Origin of the sequence: Chryseobacterium piperi (genome assembly GCF_002285635.2) — a bacterium.
GTDB lineage: Bacteria > Bacteroidota > Bacteroidia > Flavobacteriales > Weeksellaceae > Chryseobacterium > Chryseobacterium piperi.
In genome coordinates this window covers 1,167,644-1,186,670 of the sequence record NZ_CP023049.2, presented here as the reverse complement: position 1 = coordinate 1,186,670, position 19,027 = coordinate 1,167,644, and the positions used below count along the sequence as shown (strand labels likewise).

At 34.4% G+C, this 19,027-nt stretch carries 19 protein-coding genes; 5 read left to right on the top strand and 14 right to left on the bottom strand.

Annotated features, from left to right (window positions below; all coding sequences use genetic code 11):
- Positions 1 to 27 precede the first annotated feature (27 nt).
- From CJF12_RS05250 to CJF12_RS05230, 5 genes are all read right to left on the bottom strand, one after another.
- Positions 28 to 477, bottom strand: coding sequence for a MarR family winged helix-turn-helix transcriptional regulator (locus tag CJF12_RS05250; protein ID WP_034686616.1), 450 nt, complete (start codon positions 475 to 477; stop codon positions 28 to 30).
- Between the two features lie 167 nt (positions 478 to 644).
- Positions 645 to 1,568, bottom strand: a complete 924-nt coding sequence (locus CJF12_RS05245; protein WP_034686602.1) for an ABC transporter ATP-binding protein — start codon at positions 1,566 to 1,568, stop codon at positions 645 to 647.
- 91 nt (positions 1,569 to 1,659) lie between these two features.
- Positions 1,660 to 2,031 carry a GxxExxY protein gene (locus CJF12_RS05240; RefSeq protein WP_034686615.1) on the bottom strand — a complete coding sequence of 124 codons (372 nt, stop codon included), beginning with the start codon at positions 2,029 to 2,031 and terminating at the stop codon, positions 1,660 to 1,662.
- 207 nt (positions 2,032 to 2,238) lie between these two features.
- Positions 2,239 to 3,210: a FecCD family ABC transporter permease gene (locus CJF12_RS05235; RefSeq protein ID WP_034686601.1), complete on the bottom strand. Its 972-nt coding sequence runs from the start codon at positions 3,208 to 3,210 to the stop codon at positions 2,239 to 2,241.
- 25 nt (positions 3,211 to 3,235) lie between these two features.
- Entirely contained in the window at positions 3,236 to 3,799 is a 564-nt protein-coding gene (locus tag CJF12_RS05230; RefSeq protein WP_034686600.1) for a TlpA family protein disulfide reductase, read from the bottom strand.
- 31 nt (positions 3,800 to 3,830) lie between these two features.
- Between CJF12_RS05230 and CJF12_RS05225 the strand changes: the two genes are divergently transcribed.
- Positions 3,831 to 4,958 carry a flavin reductase family protein gene (locus tag CJF12_RS05225; RefSeq protein WP_034686598.1) on the top strand — a complete coding sequence of 376 codons (1,128 nt, stop codon included), beginning with the start codon at positions 3,831 to 3,833 and terminating at the stop codon, positions 4,956 to 4,958.
- Positions 4,955 to 5,572: a SanA/YdcF family protein gene (locus tag CJF12_RS05220; RefSeq protein WP_034686597.1), complete on the top strand. Its 618-nt coding sequence runs from the start codon at positions 4,955 to 4,957 to the stop codon at positions 5,570 to 5,572. Before CJF12_RS05225 ends, CJF12_RS05220 begins: the two co-directional genes overlap by 4 nt.
- Here the strand turns inward: CJF12_RS05220 and tamL are convergent.
- Positions 5,569 to 8,172 (bottom strand): translocation and assembly module lipoprotein TamL, encoded by a 2,604-nt coding sequence (gene tamL / locus CJF12_RS05215; RefSeq protein WP_034686596.1) that lies wholly within the window; start codon positions 8,170 to 8,172, stop codon positions 5,569 to 5,571. The genes CJF12_RS05220 and tamL overlap by 4 nt on opposite strands.
- On the opposite strand from tamL, the gene CJF12_RS05210 reads away from it, so the two are divergent.
- Positions 8,158 to 8,883, top strand: coding sequence for an RNA methyltransferase (locus CJF12_RS05210; RefSeq protein WP_034686595.1), 726 nt, complete (start codon positions 8,158 to 8,160; stop codon positions 8,881 to 8,883). The genes tamL and CJF12_RS05210 overlap by 15 nt on opposite strands.
- A 78-nt stretch (positions 8,884 to 8,961) precedes the next feature.
- On the opposite strand, the gene CJF12_RS05205 is transcribed toward CJF12_RS05210, so the two are convergent.
- The 5 genes from CJF12_RS05205 to porQ form a co-directional block, all read right to left on the bottom strand.
- Complete coding sequence (locus tag CJF12_RS05205) at positions 8,962 to 9,459, bottom strand: hypothetical protein (protein ID WP_034686593.1); 498 nt, start codon at positions 9,457 to 9,459, stop codon at positions 8,962 to 8,964.
- The gene (locus tag CJF12_RS05200; protein ID WP_034686592.1) at positions 9,456 to 9,770 is read right to left on the bottom strand and encodes a phage holin family protein; all 315 of its coding nucleotides are present in this window, start codon (positions 9,768 to 9,770) and stop codon (positions 9,456 to 9,458) included. The genes CJF12_RS05205 and CJF12_RS05200 overlap by 4 nt, the downstream gene beginning before the upstream one ends.
- A 78-nt stretch (positions 9,771 to 9,848) precedes the next feature.
- Positions 9,849 to 10,199, bottom strand: coding sequence for a YtxH domain-containing protein (locus CJF12_RS05195; RefSeq protein WP_034686590.1), 351 nt, complete (start codon positions 10,197 to 10,199; stop codon positions 9,849 to 9,851).
- Between the two features lie 96 nt (positions 10,200 to 10,295).
- On the bottom strand, positions 10,296 to 10,970 hold the full coding sequence (gene cmk / locus CJF12_RS05190; RefSeq protein ID WP_034686588.1) for a (d)CMP kinase: 675 nt from the start codon (positions 10,968 to 10,970) through the stop codon (positions 10,296 to 10,298).
- 63 nt (positions 10,971 to 11,033) lie between these two features.
- Positions 11,034 to 12,023, bottom strand: coding sequence for a type IX secretion system protein PorQ (gene porQ / locus CJF12_RS05185; protein WP_034686586.1), 990 nt, complete (start codon positions 12,021 to 12,023; stop codon positions 11,034 to 11,036).
- 168 nt (positions 12,024 to 12,191) lie between these two features.
- Between porQ and pyrH the strand changes: the two genes are divergently transcribed.
- Entirely contained in the window at positions 12,192 to 12,899 is a 708-nt protein-coding gene (pyrH, locus tag CJF12_RS05180; protein WP_034686584.1) for a UMP kinase, read from the top strand.
- Positions 12,900 to 12,984: 85 nt separating this feature from the next.
- Positions 12,985 to 13,539 (top strand): ribosome recycling factor, encoded by a 555-nt coding sequence (frr, locus tag CJF12_RS05175; RefSeq protein WP_034686583.1) that lies wholly within the window; start codon positions 12,985 to 12,987, stop codon positions 13,537 to 13,539.
- A 170-nt stretch (positions 13,540 to 13,709) separates the two neighbouring features.
- Here the strand turns inward: frr and CJF12_RS05170 are convergent, their stop codons facing one another.
- From CJF12_RS05170 to CJF12_RS05160, 3 genes are all read right to left on the bottom strand, one after another.
- The gene (locus tag CJF12_RS05170; protein WP_034686582.1) at positions 13,710 to 15,167 is read right to left on the bottom strand and encodes an LptF/LptG family permease; all 1,458 of its coding nucleotides are present in this window, start codon (positions 15,165 to 15,167) and stop codon (positions 13,710 to 13,712) included.
- Between the two features lie 66 nt (positions 15,168 to 15,233).
- Positions 15,234 to 15,881: a LolA family protein gene (locus tag CJF12_RS05165; RefSeq protein WP_034686581.1), complete on the bottom strand. Its 648-nt coding sequence runs from the start codon at positions 15,879 to 15,881 to the stop codon at positions 15,234 to 15,236.
- Positions 15,882 to 15,951: 70 nt separating this feature from the next.
- A complete protein-coding gene (locus CJF12_RS05160) occupies positions 15,952 to 18,468 on the bottom strand; it encodes an FtsK/SpoIIIE family DNA translocase (protein ID WP_034686579.1) in 2,517 nt (838 codons plus the stop codon).
- Positions 18,469 to 19,027 lie beyond the last annotated feature (559 nt).

Genomic DNA, 19,027 nt, shown 5'->3' with positions numbered 1-19,027 from the left:
GATGTAACCTTTCGGTTTCATTTCAATTTATTTTCTATTATTTAAATCGTTGGCAATTTTCATAATTTCATGCATAACCTCCTTAAAAGTCTCCATTTTTTCAGGAGCAATTTTTTCCATCACTCTTTTATTAAAGCTTACCACGACTTCTTTTGATAGATTCCTTGAGTTTAACCCTTTATCTGTAAGTTTAATGATAACCTCTCGTTTGTCAGTGGTGGTTTTCTCCTTATAGATATATCCATTATCTTCCAGAAGTTTGATAATCCTTGTTAAGGAAGTAGGTTCGATGGCCATTTTGGGCCCTAAGTTGGTACTTCTTGTTCCTTCTTTAGGGTCTATTTTCAAGAGGGTAAGAGCCTGAACGGCCGTAGAATCATGCTCTTGGGCTAGCTCTGTATACATTTTAGATACAGCCAGCCATGTCTGTTTTAGGATCAGATCTACGTTTTCTATTTTTTCTTTGTTATTATCCATCATTTTCGTTGCAATGGGTTTTTACCAAATTTAGTAAATTATTATGCATGCATAGTATTTATTAACGTTAAATTTTGTTAATAACCTGACCCTAAATGGATTAAATTGTATGATTAGCATAATACTATGCATGCATAGTATATGGAATAATTAAATAAAACGCTGTATTAGTAAATGTTTGAAATAGAATTAATGATTTCTTCGAAAGATTCGCATTGGTATCTCGAGTTACGATGAGAAATCACCCAAAGGTGACCTTGGTAATCAAAATTAAAAGAAGAAAGATCTTTTTGGAAGTTTTTCTGCAGTAATGAGAACAACATTTCTTTTTGAAGAGCAGGAGCAGATATGATTGGAGGTACAAAGTTTTCATTAACCTGAAATAAGGAAACATTAACAAGCTCTTCATGTTCAAGGAGAATGTCCTCAACGATACCGGAATATAAGTGAGTGTTTTTTACATACCATATTTTATCTGCAAACTCTTTGGCTAAACGCCAGTCATGGGAAGAAAAGAATATCAGCTTATTTTGCTCTTTGGCAAGTCTTCTGAGTGTTTTAAGAATGATCAGTTTATTTTTTTCATCCAGATGGGTAGTAGGTTCATCCAGAATGATAATGGGGGAATTTTGAGTTAATGCCCGGCCTATAAATGCCTTTTGAAGGTTTCCATCTGAGAGATTTTTAAGAAGGGTATATCTATATTGGTTTAGATCCAGTTCATCAATAATATGGGAAACCTCTTCACGATCTTCTTTTCTTAATTCAAAATAAAAGGGATAATAAATGTATTTTCCTAAAGAAATAAGGTCTTCAACAGTATAATTTTGTGGAATCACTGATTTGGAAAAAACAACGGCTATATTTTCAGCAATTTCTTTAACTGAAAGACTTTTAATGTTTTTATCCCCGATAAAAATTTCACCTTTTATTAAAGGAAGCTGGTGAAGAATTGATTTAATTAAAGTTGTTTTACCTACTCCATTATTTCCGATCAGTAAGCATACATCACCCAAATTCAAATTTGCATTGACATTTGAAATCAAGGTTGTATTATATCCGATATGGGCTTGTTTGATCTGTAGGTGCATATTATTTGATAATTACAAGGTCAAGAATTTGTTTTCACAAAGTTACTTTTTAAGATGAAAAGAATGGCTGAGCCTGTTAAATTTTTATAAGCTATTTACTTATTCTTGTAACTCCGTTTTTAAAGATGTGAGTTTGAAAGTTAATTAATAATCCTAGTTTGAAACCTGTCATTTTGAGATAAGTTAAAAGCTGGGCTTTATGAGCTGGGTTAATATATTCGACTGCTTTTATTTCCAGTATTAATTTATTTTCAATAATCATATCTAATCTGAAAGCATTTTCAATGATTAATTCTTCATATAAAATCGGAAGTGATTTCTGTTTTTCGATAAACAATCCGGTTTTCTTTAGTTCATAAAATAAGCAAGCTTCATAAACATGTTCAAATAATCCTGCTCCTAATTTTTTATGAATTTTTAAGCCGGTTTCAAAAACTATTTTTGATAATTCGTTTTCTGTTATTTGTGTATTTGTTAATCGCAAAGTCGCAAAGAGATTGATCTTTAATATTGCTTTTTTAAGACGCAAGAAAATCAAAGATTTTCAGCAAGCGTAGTGTTAAGTTAATGATATTATTTTAAATAGTATCATCACTAATTTTATCGAAGATAAAATCCTTGCGTCTTAAAATACATATAATCCTTTACAGATACTTTTGCGTCCTTGCGATTAAACTTTATTTTGTTTCAACAACATCATCAGAATCACGGGTATTCCAAAGATAGAGCTTATGACATTTAACGGAATCTGTGTTTTTTCCGCAACAATTGAAAACAATAACATAATCAGCATTCCCAATAACATATTGAGTATCCATTGCTGCCATAACTTTGCAGGGTTATAAATTAATCTGCAAAAGTGAGGAACAATAATTCCTATAAATAGGATAGGTCCTAAAAAAGCGGTTACAGACGCTGAAAGGAGGGAAGAAGATATGATCACAAACAGCTTTAACTGCTGTAAATTTACTCCCAGACTTTGTGCATACGAACTGCCTAAAGAATTTCCTATTAAAGGTTTTATGGTTTTAAAACAGATCAGTGATCCTATAAAAACCAATATAGACAATACAATGATCTGGCTTCTTGTTACCATGTTATTAGCTCCGAATGACCATAAAATATAGTTTTTTAAACTTTGATTTTCAGCATAGAATTGAAGTAGGGATACGATGGCACCTGCAAATGCTGAAACTAAAAATCCGAATATAATAAGATAGGATTTATCCTGGAATTTATTAGACATCGATAATATAACCAACATTAATAATAAACTTCCGATAATGGCGGATAAACTGAGAAAACTGTTTTGGAGAAACTCCGGAAGCAGAATATTATGTGAAAATAAAATATAAAATGCTACCGATAAACTTGCTATAGAAGTAATCCCTAGAATATCAGGTCCTGCTAAAGGATTCTGAAAATATTCCTGCATGAGAAATCCGGAAGTTGGAATAGAAATTCCTGCAAGAACCATCACTAAAACACGGTTTACACGAATTTCAGCAATTTGACTATTGGCAGAGTTTTGAAAAAAGTCCTGCAGATGCAGACTTAAAAATCCTGTATTCATATTGATTATCGCAGTAGTAATAATAGCGATTATAAATAATAAACACAGGATTTTGAATTTATTTGACATTATTCAGGAATAATTCGATGCAATCTTATTTCAAGAAAGAATTAATTTTAGAGTTCAGCATATCCTCACTCATCATTCCTAAAAATTCATCTGTTTTAGTTCCTTTTCTCATGTAGGTAAAAGGAATTGATCCTCCGTCCCATTGCTTGAAATTCTTTGGAAAGAAATTCTGATCCAGCTTTTTGCCATCTAATAGAACAATATTATTAGCCAGATCATTTTCTTGAGCGAATCTTTTGACAGAAGTATTCCATTCTGACTTTTCATCCAAATTCACGAAAGTAAATTTTACGGGCTGACCTTTGAGTTCCTCCATTTTTTTCTTAAAATGCGGGATTTCTTTCATGCATGGGCCACACCATGTTGCAAAAAAATTAGTAATGTATAAGGTGTCATTATTTTTAGCAAGATAATCACCGATTTTTTCCGGTGCGACTTCTTTGGAAATATAAGTACTGGTTTCAGAACCCGGTTTTTCTGTTACAGAAATGGAGTCATTAGACACTGTCGAGCCTTCTGTTTTTGAGCTTTCTTTTTTACAACTGGAAAGAGCTGCTAGAATAAGCGTGGATAAAATTATCTTTTTCATAATTATTTTTTAGCTATTTTTGAATAGAAGTATGGAACAACAACAAATCTATAAGGGGAAACTTACGCAGTTTCATTGGTTAAAAATAGCGAAAAAGGAACAACTGACCAAAAATACTTTTTCTTTGGAATTAGAGATTCCGGAGAATTTATTAAAGAATTTTGAATTTCAGGCAGGTCAGTTTGTAAGTGTTAAATTTAAATCTCATGATGAAGATATTATTAATGATTATTCAATGACTTCTGCTCCTTACGAAAAGAAGATCAGTTTGGGTATCAAAATCAATTCTTCTGAAGGAGCTACCTCAGAATTATTTAAAAACTATCAGGTAGGAGATCATCTATGGGTAAGTGAACCCAATGGAAGGTTTACTTTGGTTTCTAAACCTAGTGAATTCAGGACTATTATTGGTTTTGCCGGAGGGATTGGGATAACTCCTATCTTAAGTCATTTTAAAAATATTCTTCACACAGAGCCGAGAACCAGACTGTTTTTATTTTTCGGAAACAAAAGAACCGAAGAGGTGATGTATAGGGAACAGCTGGATCATCTTGCCCGAGCACATGCTGACAGACTACAGATTTTTTATTTTTATTCTCAGGAGAAAACTCCGGATCAGCTTTTTAATGGCAGATTAGATGCTAAAAAATTAAATCTTATTATCAATCAGATTCTGAATTTGGATGATACGGATGAAGAGTCTACGATATGGGATGCGGTAGATGAAGTTCTGATCTGTGGAAAAGGGGAGATGATTAAAACGCTTGCCAATGCTTGTTATCACCACGGTATACCTAAAAAAAATATTCATTTTGAACTTTTTGAAGAATTTAACGATGATATTTACCCGATAGAAAAGGAATTTCCTCTTATTGAAAATGTAAAGGTGGAGTTTAAGATGCTGGGGAAAGAATACAGTACGGAACTTCCTGATAATAAAGACAGAATTCTGCAACAGTTGCTAATTCAAAAATTCCCTGTTCCTTATTCGTGTAAGTCCGGAATTTGCGGAAGCTGTGAGTGTTATCTGGAAGAGGGTGAAGTCGAACTTCTGGAAAATGAATATTTAACGGAGAAAGAAGAATTACAGGGCAAAATATTAGCCTGTATGTCTATAGCAAAAACTAAGAAAATAAAGCTTAACTTTGATTTCATTTGAGAGTCGTAAGAAACATATTTAAGCTTATTTTATTATCAGCAGAAATCGGAATTTTGCTGATATGTTTTGGTAATGCCTGGGTTTTTGCTCTTACTAATGGTAGAACCTATACTAAAATCTCAAAAATCCCACCTCGTGAAGTCGCACTGGTCCTTGGAACATCACCTAAAATGAGATCAGGGCAGTCTAATCCTTATTTTACAAAACGAATGGATGCAACAGCTCTGCTTTATCATCACGGAAAGATCAGGCAGATTATTGTAAGCGGAGAAAAGAGTAGAGGCTATAACGAACCTGCGGCGATGAAAAACTATCTGGTTTATCAGGAAGGTGTGCCCGAGGAAATTATCATTGAAGACCCTAAAGGTTTTAATACCTATAAAAGTATCTTACGTTGCAAAGACGTTTATAAGAAAAATAATGTGATCATTGTTTCACAGGGATTTCATAACCTGAGAGCGTTATTTTTTGCCAGAAACAATAATATGAATGCGCTGGGTTTTGACGCACAGGATGTGAGCAAGCCTGAAAGTTACTACAGAAATCAATTCAGGGAAATATTCGCAAGAATGATTGCTGTAGTATATTTCTTATTAGGAATTTCTCCAGATTAGAACGGATACCCGAAAGCGAGATTCAATGTAGGTTTGAAAGGCTGGAAGTCTTTAAATCTCCATCGGTCACCATTAGGTCTGTTTGGATCATAAATTTTGTAGGCAAAGTCAAGTCTTAAAGTGATGTAGGCTATATTTACTCTCAATCCGAATCCACTACCGACACCTACCTGACCCAGAAATTTATTGAATTTAAATTCATCATTAAACCCGTCGTTATAATCACGAAGGCTCCATGTGTTACCAATATCTGTAAAAAGAGCCCCTTCATACATATCATTAAAAGGCAGCCTGTATTCAATATTGGTTGTTAATTTTAGGTTGTCAGTCATATAAGTACGTACTCTTTCATCGACCTGGGAATCTGCAGGACCAAGACCTCCAAATGCTACCCAGGCTCTTATATCATTGGATCCCCCATTGAAATAAGATCTGATGACCGGCATAGAGCTAGAATTACCATAAGGAATTCCTAATCCTATGAACTGGCGAAGAACTAAGGTCTGATTACCATTGAATTTAAAATATTTTCTTACATCGATATCAAACTTCACAAATTGGGCATATGGCACCCCAAAAATGGTACGTTGTGGACTTGTTACAACACCTCCACCATCATTTCGTCTTCGGTTAAATACGCTTAAGGCATTACCTGCCAATTCAACCTTCCCGTTGAAATAAAGAGCGTTGGGATAATCTTTCTTTCCGATTTCATTATATATGAAATTATAAATGACAGAAGAGATTAATACATCCTGGGTTTGTCTGTCTTTATTGACCAATGTCCCTCTAAATGCAGTGAAAAGATCAGTCCCTTTTTGGTCTAGAGAGTTTTGATAGTTGGTATCAGTTACAATTTGTTGTGAAATTTCATCGATTGTATAGTTACTAGACTGATAGTTCGGGTCTACTACAGATTTGTACTGAAAGTAATTGTCGAATACTTCATCTTTTAATATCCTATCATTGGTGAAAAAGTCATAATAGGCAGATTTATTTTTGGTCAAACTCAGCTGGGTATTGAATAAAGTAAGTCTGTGAGATACTTTATCATTTACTGTCGCGAGATAATTAAGTCCGGTATTAAAGTTAACCCTGCCCAGTCCAATGTTATTTTGAATGGCTGCTCCTAAAACGATTGACGAAGTAGGGCTGTATCTTTTTGGGATCAGTTTATAATAGTCAAAAGGTAGTAAAAGTCTCGGAAAATTAAGAGAAGCCTGCGCAGATATTTCATAAGCGAGAACCCTTTGACTAATATCTCTTGTACTTCTTATAGAACCAAATGTTCCGGAAAGACTTGTTGAAAGGTTTTCCGCCCCTTTAAATACATTTCTTGTGGTAAGGTCAATTGATGGAGAAACTCCAAGGTTAAGCAATTGGGAATAATTGATATCTGTTCCCAGTTTTAATTCATATTTCGGAAGGGGTTTTAATAAGTATAAGACATCTACTATACTATCATTGGGCGAAGTTCCGCCACCTTGCCTCAGGGAGTCCTTTGCTTTAAGGATACTGAAGTTATTCATGGATAAGATATTCCGTTTTGTAAGATCAAGTTTTTTCTGATCATATACCTGTTTATGGCCAACAATAATGTTCCTCCAGATAGATCTTGTCTGATACTGATCATCAACTTTATGGAATCTTATACCTCGTAAGCTGTCTTTGATTGTATTTTTACGTAAATCTCCGGCTTCATGAATAATAGCAACATCTATATTCCCAATAGTAGCCACTTTATAAGGGGTGTTAATAGAATCTTTATGAATTTCAAGAGTAAGAGGAATCTGTTTTCTACTCTTTAATGAATCGGCAACAAAGTAAACTTCATCATTAAGATTATTAAATTTATAGTACCCATAATCTCTCATGATCTCATTAATTCTGGTCACTTCCTTTTCAAGGACGGTCTGATCAAGTATCTGACCTGATCTGATAAGTGTTGAATTTATTTTTTGTTGATAAAGGTTTTTGATAAACGGATCCGAAATATTATAATAATATTCTTTAATGTAGGTTGGATCTTGATGGTTGATGGAATAAGCGACAGCTGCTTTTTTTGCTGCCGAATCTATCTTTGTTTTGAATTTTACATCTGCATCCCAATACCCCCTGTAAATTAATCTCTTCTTAATTGACTCAGCGCTTTTGTCTACTTTTGTTTGATCCAGAATAACAGGTGGTGATCCCCAATTATGATATAACCTATCCATAAGAAGGCTTTTTCCTACACTGCTTTTCATATTGTATTTGATAAAAAGAGAATCTCTCAATTTCTGAGTTCTCATTTCACTCGGATACGTCATGTATTCATTAAGAATCGTATCATATTTTGGGTTAGCCGCATTATAGAGTAATAAACTTAACGGCATAAATAAAAACTGCTTTTTATTGGGCTTTTGCTGAACATAACCCTTTAGTTCACTGTCAAAAGGCTGCTTTTTATCCTCGAACTCAAACTTGTTTTCTGTAACCAAATATTCACCATCAGGAACTTTTTTTGTGGTACTACAAGCGTAAAGAAGAGTAACAAATGTTGCAAGTGATATAATTTTATAATATTTTTGAGGAGAATTCTTATAATGCTTACAGCTCATACAATAAAAATTTTACAGTCTTTAGATAAAAAGAAGTTCAGGCAAAAATACAATTTGTTTTTGGTTGAAGGTAATAAAATCATCTGTGAACTTTCCAATTCTAACTTTAAAATTAAAGAAATATTATCTACGCATCCTGAAAAATTAGATTTTCCTGGAGTTACAATTACGCATATATCTGAAAATGAGTTGAAAAAAATTAGTTTTCTGAAAACTCCGAAAGATTCAGTGGCTGTATGTTATATTGAGGAAGAACAGGAGATGGAGGACCAGGATATTCAACTGGTTTTGGATGGAATTCAGGATCCGGGTAATTTAGGGACAATCATCCGTTTAGCAGATTGGTTTGGGATAGAGCAGATTATTTGTAGTGAAGATACGGTTGATTTTTATAATCCCAAAGTTATACAGGCAAGCATGGGATCATTTACGAGAGTAAATATGGTGTATTGTGACCTTGTAGAATATCTTTCAGCTACGGATAATACGAATATTGGAACCGATATGGACGGAGAAAATATTTATTCTTTTGAGAAGCCGAAGAAAATGAATCTGATTTTAGGAAATGAAGGAAATGGAATGAGAGCGGAAACTGAAAAACTCCTTCATAAGAAAATAACCATTCCAAGATTTGGAAAATCTAAATCTACAGAAAGCCTGAATGTATCAATGGCGGCCGGGATTATATTGGGACAGTTTTTTTCTAAATAAGAAGATAGAAATAGAAACCAGAAGTTAGATAAACTATTATATTGGAGTTTAGCTAACTTCCAACCTCTATTTTTGAATCTATATTAATTGCTCCAAACTGGAGACACTTTTATTCTTTTGATAGCTTTCCAGCTTTTTTCTAACGAACTTCAAGGCAATAGGGGCAATGTAAATTAATGCAATTCCAAGTAATTTTTTCTTCCAGTTTGAACTGCGCATATTTCTTTTGGCGTAATTGCCTACTAAAGCAGTGGTACCTAATCTGACAATATTATCAAGGGTATTACCTTTTAAAGCAGAACTAGCAATTCCCATGGCTGTATTTTTGCTGATGAACATATCTTTAACCTCAGAGGTAAGCTGTTTCGCAATAACATCTTTTCTCAGAACAACTTTTTCTTCACCGTCCTTATCTACCTTTTCCTCTAAATACTGATCTGTTAAACCATTGGTAAATGCACTTAGACTCTCCTTGGTATTTTTAAATGTGAGAAGGTTTTCAAGGTCATTCAGTTCTTCTTTCAGTAGTTTTTTCTTAATCCTTAACTCTTTTAAACTTTCGTAGTTTCTGCTCATGGGTTATGATTTAAAAATTTAATAACTTTATCAGCTACAGTATTTACAATTCTTTTTTTAAAAGCAACGACAAGAACCATAAGTAGCAAATAAAATGCAGCAACGATTAAAAATCCGTAAGAGTAATTGTCTAGAGCTTTACCTATAAGAAAAGCAATTCCAAAGTTGAAAAGAATAATGAAAAAGGCGAAAGCAACAAGCAGCACGACCAGGTAGGTAATCATACCTGCTGAAAGTGATGACTTTTCAGTAGCTTCTATTTTCAGCAGATCTATTCGCTTAGATGCATATTCCTTAATAGTTTCTATCATCTGTTTTTGTTTAAAGTTACAAAAAAAGGAACTTTAATGCAAAAAGTCCCTTTGATAATTTGAAATTAATTGAAATTATTATTTTTTAAGATCATTTAATTCTGCTTCCACATCTTTTACTACATCTGTAGTTTTAGAAACAATCTGATCTTTATATTTATCATATCCATCTTTTACGGTATGTGCAACGCTGTTTGCAGTTTCTTTGAAAGTAGAAGAGATGTTGTCATACTCATCTTTTACTTTTTCAGACACTTCACCGTATTTGTTTTTAGCCTGATCTTTAAGATCATTAGCCTTATCTTTTATTTTTTTTCTAGTTTCTTTTCCTTCTTCAGGAGCGTAAAGCATTCCTAATACCACACCTGCTGCTGCGCCTGCAAGAAGTCCTGCTAATATACCTGCTGTATTGTTTCCTTTTCTAGACATTTTTCGTTTTTTTTTAATAGTTAATAATATTAGTTTTTACTGCGTTAAATATTACAATTAATATACCAATTAGCTGAGCATGCCTATTAAAAAATGTTAAATCTTTTGTATGTATGCCAGTATGGCTTCAATTGTTTCTTGCTTTGAAAGATACGTATTATCAATGACAATAGCATCTTCAGCTTTCTTTAATGGAGCGATTTCTCTTTCACTGTCTATTTTATCCCTTTCTATAAGGTTTTCTTTTACCTGCTGTTCATTGGCTTCAATGCCTAAGCTTAAAAGCTCATGATATCTCCTTTTAGTTCTTTCGTCAATACTTGCTGTAAGGAAGAATTTGAAATCCGCATCCGGCAGGACAACAGTTCCTATATCACGTCCATCCATAATAATGCCGCCTTTTTCCGCTAAAGAACGTTGGGATTGCAAAAGAAAATCTCTTACCTCTTTTTGCTTGGCTACTAAGCTAACGTTATCAGAAACCTCGTTGGTACGAATTTCTTTTGAAATGTCTTGTTGATTAAGATAGAGTATAAGTTCTCCATCATCATTTTTAAATTCAAGTTGAATCTGATCTAATGATGAGAAAAGTTGATTCAGGTCTATAGAGCCGTTTTCTCCTTTACAGTTTTGCAGGGCAAACCAGGTAACTCCCCGATAAAGTGCACCTGTATCTAAATGGATAAGCCCTAATTGGTCGGCAATGACTTTTGAGATTGAACTTTTTCCGGTAGACGAGTACCCATCGATAGCTATTACAGGTTTTTTCATACCGCAAATTTCAAGAAATTTTTTAAAAAATCAAGAAAAAGGGACGTTAATTATTGATAAAAATTAATATCGATGTCCGCTAAGGTCCATAGAAATACCGATCTGGTTCACATTAGATGCGTTACTGTATCGTACATGAGCGTAATCAATACGGAATTTTGAGATCTTGATTCCGAACCCTCCCGATAGCCCGGAAAAGTTTCTCTGATCCGCTACAGCCAGTTCATTACCTCTTTTTACATTATATCCTAACCTTATATTGAAGTTTTTTTCTGGAAACAATTCGGCACCCAGCGAAAAGTGGTCGGCAATTTTTCTTCCTATATTAACTTCCTGGCCGTTGACATTATATTGAGAAGAAATATCAAACTGCTGTAAATCGTGAGCGGTGATGGTAATAGCAAGAGGAATGGCTTTTAGTATTCTTGTATATCCTAAATCTATTCTGAATGGAAGGTTCTCACGGGTACCATTGAAAGATTTGAATTGATATCCAAAGTTTCTGGCCACCAAAGAAAGAACTTCCTTGTTCTTTTTATTATGGTATGTAATTCCGGCTGTACCGGAAATGGCTGATGAAGTATAACTATCAATTTTTGAAGTAATAAAATTAAGTCCCCCTCCAATAGTCCAGTCTTCTTCAAACTGGTAAGCATATCCGGCCCCAATGGCTACATCGGAAGCGTTGAAAGTTCCATTCTCAAAACCACTTTCATCCGTTCTCGGAATATCACCATAGCTCATGTACCGGGCATTGATTGTGGCCATATGACCATTGTCAAAATCTTTAGCAAAAGCTATTGTTCCATATTTAGAATCTGCCAGATAAGCAGCTCCGTTTACGGAAAGTTGTTTGTCTGAATCTTTATTGAGCAATGCCGGGTTTGCAATAGCAAAGGAAACATCATAATCTCTTATCGTAATTGCATCTCCACCCAGGGCAGCCTGTCTGGCGGATACGGGTATGTTTAAAAAAGGATAAACATTTGTTCCCATTTGCGCATAAGAAACAATTCCTGATAGAAATAATGAAAAAATGATAATTTTCTTCAATTCAATTTATAATTATTGCAAAAATAATCCTTTTTTGTAGTTGTCAAAATATTTCCAACATTATTTACCGGTAAATATTTTTCTTTCTCCAATATTTTTAATGATTATATTTGCAAAATCAAAATTCAGGGAAATCGACCCTATTAAAAAAGTTATTAAAAATTAAAAATGAAATATAAAAGAATCCTTCTGAAACTTAGTGGTGAGGCCTTAATGGGTAACAGGCAATACGGTATTGACAACGACAGGCTGCAGGAGTATGCTGTTGAGATAAAAAAGGTCGTGGATAAAGGCTGTGAGGTTGCTATTGTTATTGGAGGAGGAAATATATTCCGTGGAGTAGCAGGTGCTGCAAAAGGTATGGACAGAGTTCAGGGAGACTATATGGGGATGCTGGCAACAGTGATCAACGGAATGGCTCTTCAGGGTGCTTTGGAAGATGCGGGAATTAAAACAAGACTTCAGTCTGCGATCGAAATGGATAAAGTGGCTGAACCTTTTATTAAAAGACGTGCCGTAAGACACCTTGAAAAAGGAAGAGTAGTTATTTTCGGTGCAGGAACAGGAAACCCTTACTTCACTACCGACACGGCTGCTACATTAAGAGCCATCGAAATCGGAGCTGACGTTATTTTAAAAGGAACCAGAGTAGACGGAATCTACGACAGTGATCCTGAGAAAAATGCAGATGCTGTAAAATACAACTCTTTATCATTTGATGAAGTTTTCGAAAAGAACCTTAAAGTAATGGATATGACTGCCTTTACGTTAAGCCACGAAAATAAATTGCCAATTATTGTATTCGATATGAATAAGGAAGGGAATTTAGGAAAGATTGTAGATGGAGAAAATGTCGGTACTTTAGTTAATTTATAATCAGAGATAGGGAATAGCAATTACTTATCACTATTATGTATCATTTATTATTTTAATGTGTAACCTCTCAAATTTTAAATATATAATGGAAGAATTAGATCTTATAGTAGAATCTGTAAATCAGGACATGGACGCAGCTATTAAGCATTTGGAGCATGCATTTCAAAGAATCAGAGCAGGACGTGCTTCTACATCTATGGTTCAGGATGTGATGGTAGAATATTACGGAGCTCCGACTCCTATCAACCAGGTTGCTAACGTTTCCGTTCCGGATGCAATGACCATTTCTATTCAACCTTGGGATAGAACAGCTATCGGGGCTATTGAAAAGGCTATTATTAACTCTAATTTAGGTTTTGCACCTTCTAACAACGGAGAAAACATCATTTTGAATGTTCCACCTCTAACAGAGGAAAGAAGGAGAGATTTATCGAAGCAAGCTAAAGGAGAAACTGAACAAACGAAGATTGTAGTAAGAAATGCAAGACAGGATGGTTTGAAAGAACTTAAGAAGTTGGAGGGTGTTTCTGAAGATGCTATCAAAGGAGTAGAAGAAGATATTCAGGCTCTTACTGATAAATATGTAAAGATATGTGATGAACATTTCAAGACTAAAGAAGCTGAAATTATGAAAGTGTAACTTTCAGTATAGTATAAAAAAACAGGCTCCAAAATGGAGCCTGTTTTTTTATATACTTCTGGTCTGTTTCAATTCCTTAATAATCTGAATTAGCTGTGGTGTTCATTGAAATAATACCATTGATACTTGACGATATAAAAAAAGATCCGGAATACTATTCCGGATCTTTTTTATTGATATCTTTTATGTTCTTTACTTTTAGAAAATCTTTTCGTAATCGGTTTAAGGAATGCTTTATATTTTTCGGCATCGAACAGTTGTGAATCTGTCAGGGCTTTATACGTCATTATTACTCCAAAAGGGAAAAGGATGATGTTAGGTAGCCATGCTGCTAAATACGGATTTAAAGTTCCTGACCAGGCAAGGTTTTCCATACCTACATTGATCACATAAAAGACAATGAAGATTACAATAGCTATAATTACAGGAACCCCCATTCCTCCTTTTCTGATAATAGAACCTAAGCTGGCTCCAATGAGGAAGAATATGATACAGGTAAATGAGTAGGAGAGGATTCTTTGCTGATAAATAACTACTTTACTGAAGTATTTGACATTCGGTTTAAAATCGTTGGTTTTTCCGTTAAGGCTAGATTTTAAATTCTCTAATCTGTTATAGGCATTATAAACGATTTCCATTTTCTTTTCACCCTTCACAGTATCCAATTTCAATTGTGGCTTTGCAGGAGCCTTTGTCTTATTATTCTTGTCCATGTATGTTACAACAGAATTGGTCTGGTTCAAAACGTCGCTGGTAATGGTCGTGAAGAATTTATCGTTATCTTTCTTTGTGAGGTCAATGGTTTTGTTAAGCTGATTAAAAGTCTGAAAACGGTAATCATCTGTAATCTGTTCCTCTTCAATTGCTTTATTAATGATTTCACTGATGTCAAAATGAGAGACCAATGTATCAAATTTAATAGCCTGATCCGGTTGCTTCAATCTTGCGGCGTCTCCTTTTCCGGCAAAATTATCTTCGAATACATAACCGTTATATAAAACCAGTTTAAGATAGTTTTTATTAGCTGCCGGAATGAATTTACCTTTTTCTGCTACAATAGATTGTTGGTCTTCGTATGTACTGGCTTTTCTGTGAACGAAAACCCCTTCAATATTTTCTCCGTTGTCACCATGAATTTTATCGAACTTCACCATATATCCGGGGATCTGGTCAATAAACTGGCCTGGAGTGAAGTTTAGAGCCGGCTTAGTCTGTGCAATATTGAAAAGCATATTTTTGGCTTTTCTCTGAAAATCCGGGATGATATTATTGGAAAAAAAGAAGAGCATGATCGATAATATGGTAGTAACCCCTAAAAGAGGAACCATCACTCTGGTTAAAGAAATTCCGGCAGCCTTCATAGCAGCAAGCTCATACCGTTCTCCGAATTCTCCGAACGACATAATACTCGCAAGAAGAACAGTAAGCGGTAGTACCATACTTATAACGCTTACTCCGAGATAAAAAAGAAGTTTAAGGATTTGCCAGTAGCTTAATCCTTTTCCCATAAATTGTCCTAACTGAACCCAGATAATGTTTACAATAAAGATGAAAAACAATACACTGAATATAAAGAAAAAGGGACCAAAAAAGGTTTTTATAATATATCGGTCTAGTATTTTTAACATTCGCCAAAATTAATCAAAAAGCCACAAAGTTTACTTTGTGACTTTACATTTTATTACTTTATTCAATTACAATTCTGTGATGACGTAATTTTTATACTTATTCTTGTCAAAAACGAACATGTCGGCATCCAGATTCTGATTCTCTTTATATTCTTTAATGGCAATAACAGCAACATCTTTATTACTTCCATGTTGTTCCAGCTTTACCATTTGCTTCTTCGCAGAATCAACAAAAAGATACACGTAGCTCAATCCGTTGGCTTTAACCGGAGTTAACTTAATGAAATCTGCATTGACCCCGTTGACATTTTTCTTTCCACCATAAGTTACGTTATAATCATTTCTATAGGTTGAAAGATAGTTGATAGGGGAGAACATAGTACTGCTTCCATTCGGTTTTGCAATGGTAACCTCCATATCTTCTGCATTGATATTATAAATCTTGCTTCCATCAAAAATCTGTTCGGTATCCATGATCTTCAATTTGTATTTATCTCCTGCAGAATAATAGATTCCAGGTTCAGTTTTGGCTACCTGTCCATTAACGCCACTTCCAAAAGAAAACTTGAAATAAGTATTCTTTTTTGAGTTATAGTTAGTCGTAATATCATCCAATATTTTTTTTGCCTTCGCATCTATTTTCTGTGCATTGGATAAACCAACAGCTCCTACCACAAAACCTCCTAATATAATTTTTGAAATAATACTTTTCATTTTTTTTTAATTTTAATAATCTTTAGATATTTCTGACTTCAGGAATCAAACATAGGTTAATGTTTTTCCTTTATTTACGCAGATCTTCCAAAAACTGTTCCAAAGAATGAAGGTCACTGATGATCACCTCTCTTGCTTTAGCTCCATTAAATCCTCCTACGATACCGCTTGCTTCAAGTTGATCCATAATTCTGCCGGCTCTGTTATAACCTAACTTCAATTGTCTCTGAAGCATAGACGTTGAACCCTGCTGTGTAGAAACAATAATTCTTGCGGCTTCTTCAAATAAGGCATCTTTTTCATTAGGATCAAAAGCTCCGACACTGCTGGTGGAATCTTCAGAAACATATTCAGGTAACAAGAATGCTGAAGAGTATCCCTTCTGTTCCCCAATATATTCTGCAACCCTTTCCACTTCTGGAGTATCTACAAAAGCACATTGAAGTCTTAGAATTTCATTTCCGTTAAAGTAAAGCATATCTCCCTTACCGATCAACTGATCTGCTCCCGGAGAATCCAGGATGGTTCTGGAGTCTACACTTGATATTACTCTGAATGCTGCTCTTGCCGGGAAGTTAGCTTTGATCATCCCGGTAATTACATTTACAGATGGTCTTTGTGTAGCTACGATAAGGTGGATTCCTACCGCTCTTGCCAGCTGCGCCAATCTTGCGATAGGTAATTCTACTTCTTTTCCTGCTGTCATGATTAAGTCGGCAAACTCATCCACAACCAAAACAATATAAGGAAGGTAACGGTGTCCGTTTTCAGGATTCAGTTTTCTTTCCGTGAATTTTTTATTGTATTCTTTTAGGTTTTTACAGAATGCATTTTTTAGCAAATCATATCGGTTATCCATCTCAATACAAAGAGAATTCAGAGTATTGATTACTTTATTGGTATCGGTTATGATAGCGTCATCTGTATCCGGAAGTTTAGCCAGATAGTGTCTTTCAATTTTAGAATATAAAGAAAGTTCTACTTTCTTAGGATCCACCATCACAAATTTCAGTTCGCTAGGGTGTTTTTTGTATAAAAGAGAAGTTAGGATAGCATTAATACCTACTGATTTACCCTGACCTGTTGCACCTGCCATTAGTAAGTGTGGCATCTTGGACAAGTCGGCCATGAAGATTTCATTGGAAATGGTCTTTCCAAAAACAACAGGCAAGTCCATATCCGTATTCTGGAATTTATGAGAAGCAATTACAGAACGCATGGAAACCATTGTTGGGTTCTTTCTCGGAACCTCAATTCCAATTGTTCCTTTTCCAGGCATAGGAGCAATGATCCTGATTCCTAGAGCGGAAAGGTTCAAAGCAATATCATCCTGTAATTTTTTAATAGCTGCCACTCTGATCCCTGCTTCCGGAACAATTTCATATAAGGTAACTGTAGGGCCAATAGTCGCTTTAATTTCGGCAATACCAACATTAAAGTTTTTCAAAAGGCCAACAATCTTATTTTTATTTTCTTCCAGCTCTTCTTTATTGATAGATATTTCCTCATTTCCGTAATCTTTCAGAAGATCAACGGTAGGCATCTGGAAATTCGCCAGATCCAGTTTGTGATCATAAAGACCATGTTTCTCAATAAGTTCCTGAGATTTCTTTTCGGTATCATCCAAAACATCAATAACAGGAGCGATTTCAACATTGAATTTTATTTCTTCCTCCGACGGTGTTGATGGCTTGATATCGAAAGCCTGCTCTGGTGTTGAAACTGGAATTGAAGGTTTTGTATTGATATTTAAATTGAGAGATTTTGAAATAGCTTCCTCTTCTTCAAAAGAAGTATGATTGGGAGTAACGATTGGGTCTAAATTGACAGAAACAGGAACTTCCGGAAATCCTTTCGGAACACTTACCGGCTCTTTTGCTTTAATGGGTTCTGTAACATCAGTGACTGAAATATTAGGATGGTCCTCTTTAACCTCTTCCTCTAATTCCTCATCCGCCTCAAAGTTTTCATCTGAGCTTGGCATCATTGATTTTACTCTTCCTATCGTGTTTTCATTGATATTGCTAAGCTTGGCTTTAATAGAGCTGGGACGCAAATTAAATTCTAGAATGAAATATAATGCGATACTCGATGCCAATACAAGCCATAAGCCTACAGTTCCTATGATGGCGTTCAGAGAATCCATAATCTGATATCCGTAGACTCCTCCTAAAACGCCTTGTCCCTTTGTAATGGCTCCCATGAAAATAGGAACCCAGCAAATGAAAAACAAAGAATGGCCAATAGTTTTCCAAGGTTTGAATATTTTCTTTTTTAAAATTAAGGTTCCAACGACCAGGAATAAAAAAGCAATGATAAAAGAAGCTACTCCAATACTTTCAAATATAAAGATATTGCCAAGCCAATCTCCGACTTTGCCAAAAACATTAGATGATTGTATACTTTTATCCAGCATAGTTCCGGCCTGACTCTGATCAGCTTTCCAGTTCATCAGATAAGAGATGAACGAGAATATAAGGACTACGGAAAAAAGTATGAAAGTAAGCCCGAAAAATATACGGGGTTTAGATAGTATTTTGCTCTTTTCAAGCGACTCCTGTTGTTTTGTTTGTGTCTTTTTGTCCATAATATCAATGAGGGCAAATTTAGTGTTTTTTCAATACCAAAAGAATCTTTTTTATTCAAAAAAAACAATTTCCAATTCCCCCTTTTTCTCATTATTGAAAATATATAAAAACAATTTATAAGCAAAGGTGCTGCCAAATCTGAAATGAAATTGAGTACTCTTTTTTATAACAATCCTATTGAAAGGACTCTATTATTCTAATTTGTTTTATCTATTAAGATTTCATTGAGCCTATGTTAAACGAATACGTAACCCATATAAAAACCTTTAATTCAAATGAATTTAATAATTTATGTATTGTTATCATTGATTGGTGATATATTGGTTTTAACTCTATATTTTAACATATATTAAGAAAAAATTTATGATCATATAGTTATAAATTGTGTAATTTCAAAATAATTATTATTTTTGTCGAAATATTTAAATAGAAGTTAGTATATTTATTGCTAAAATACTTAGGTTGTAACATGTTGATGAATTTTGTTGCGTATAAATCTCTGTAGTATGAAATATGATAACCTTTATCAAATGACACTAACAGCACAAAAAATGAAAC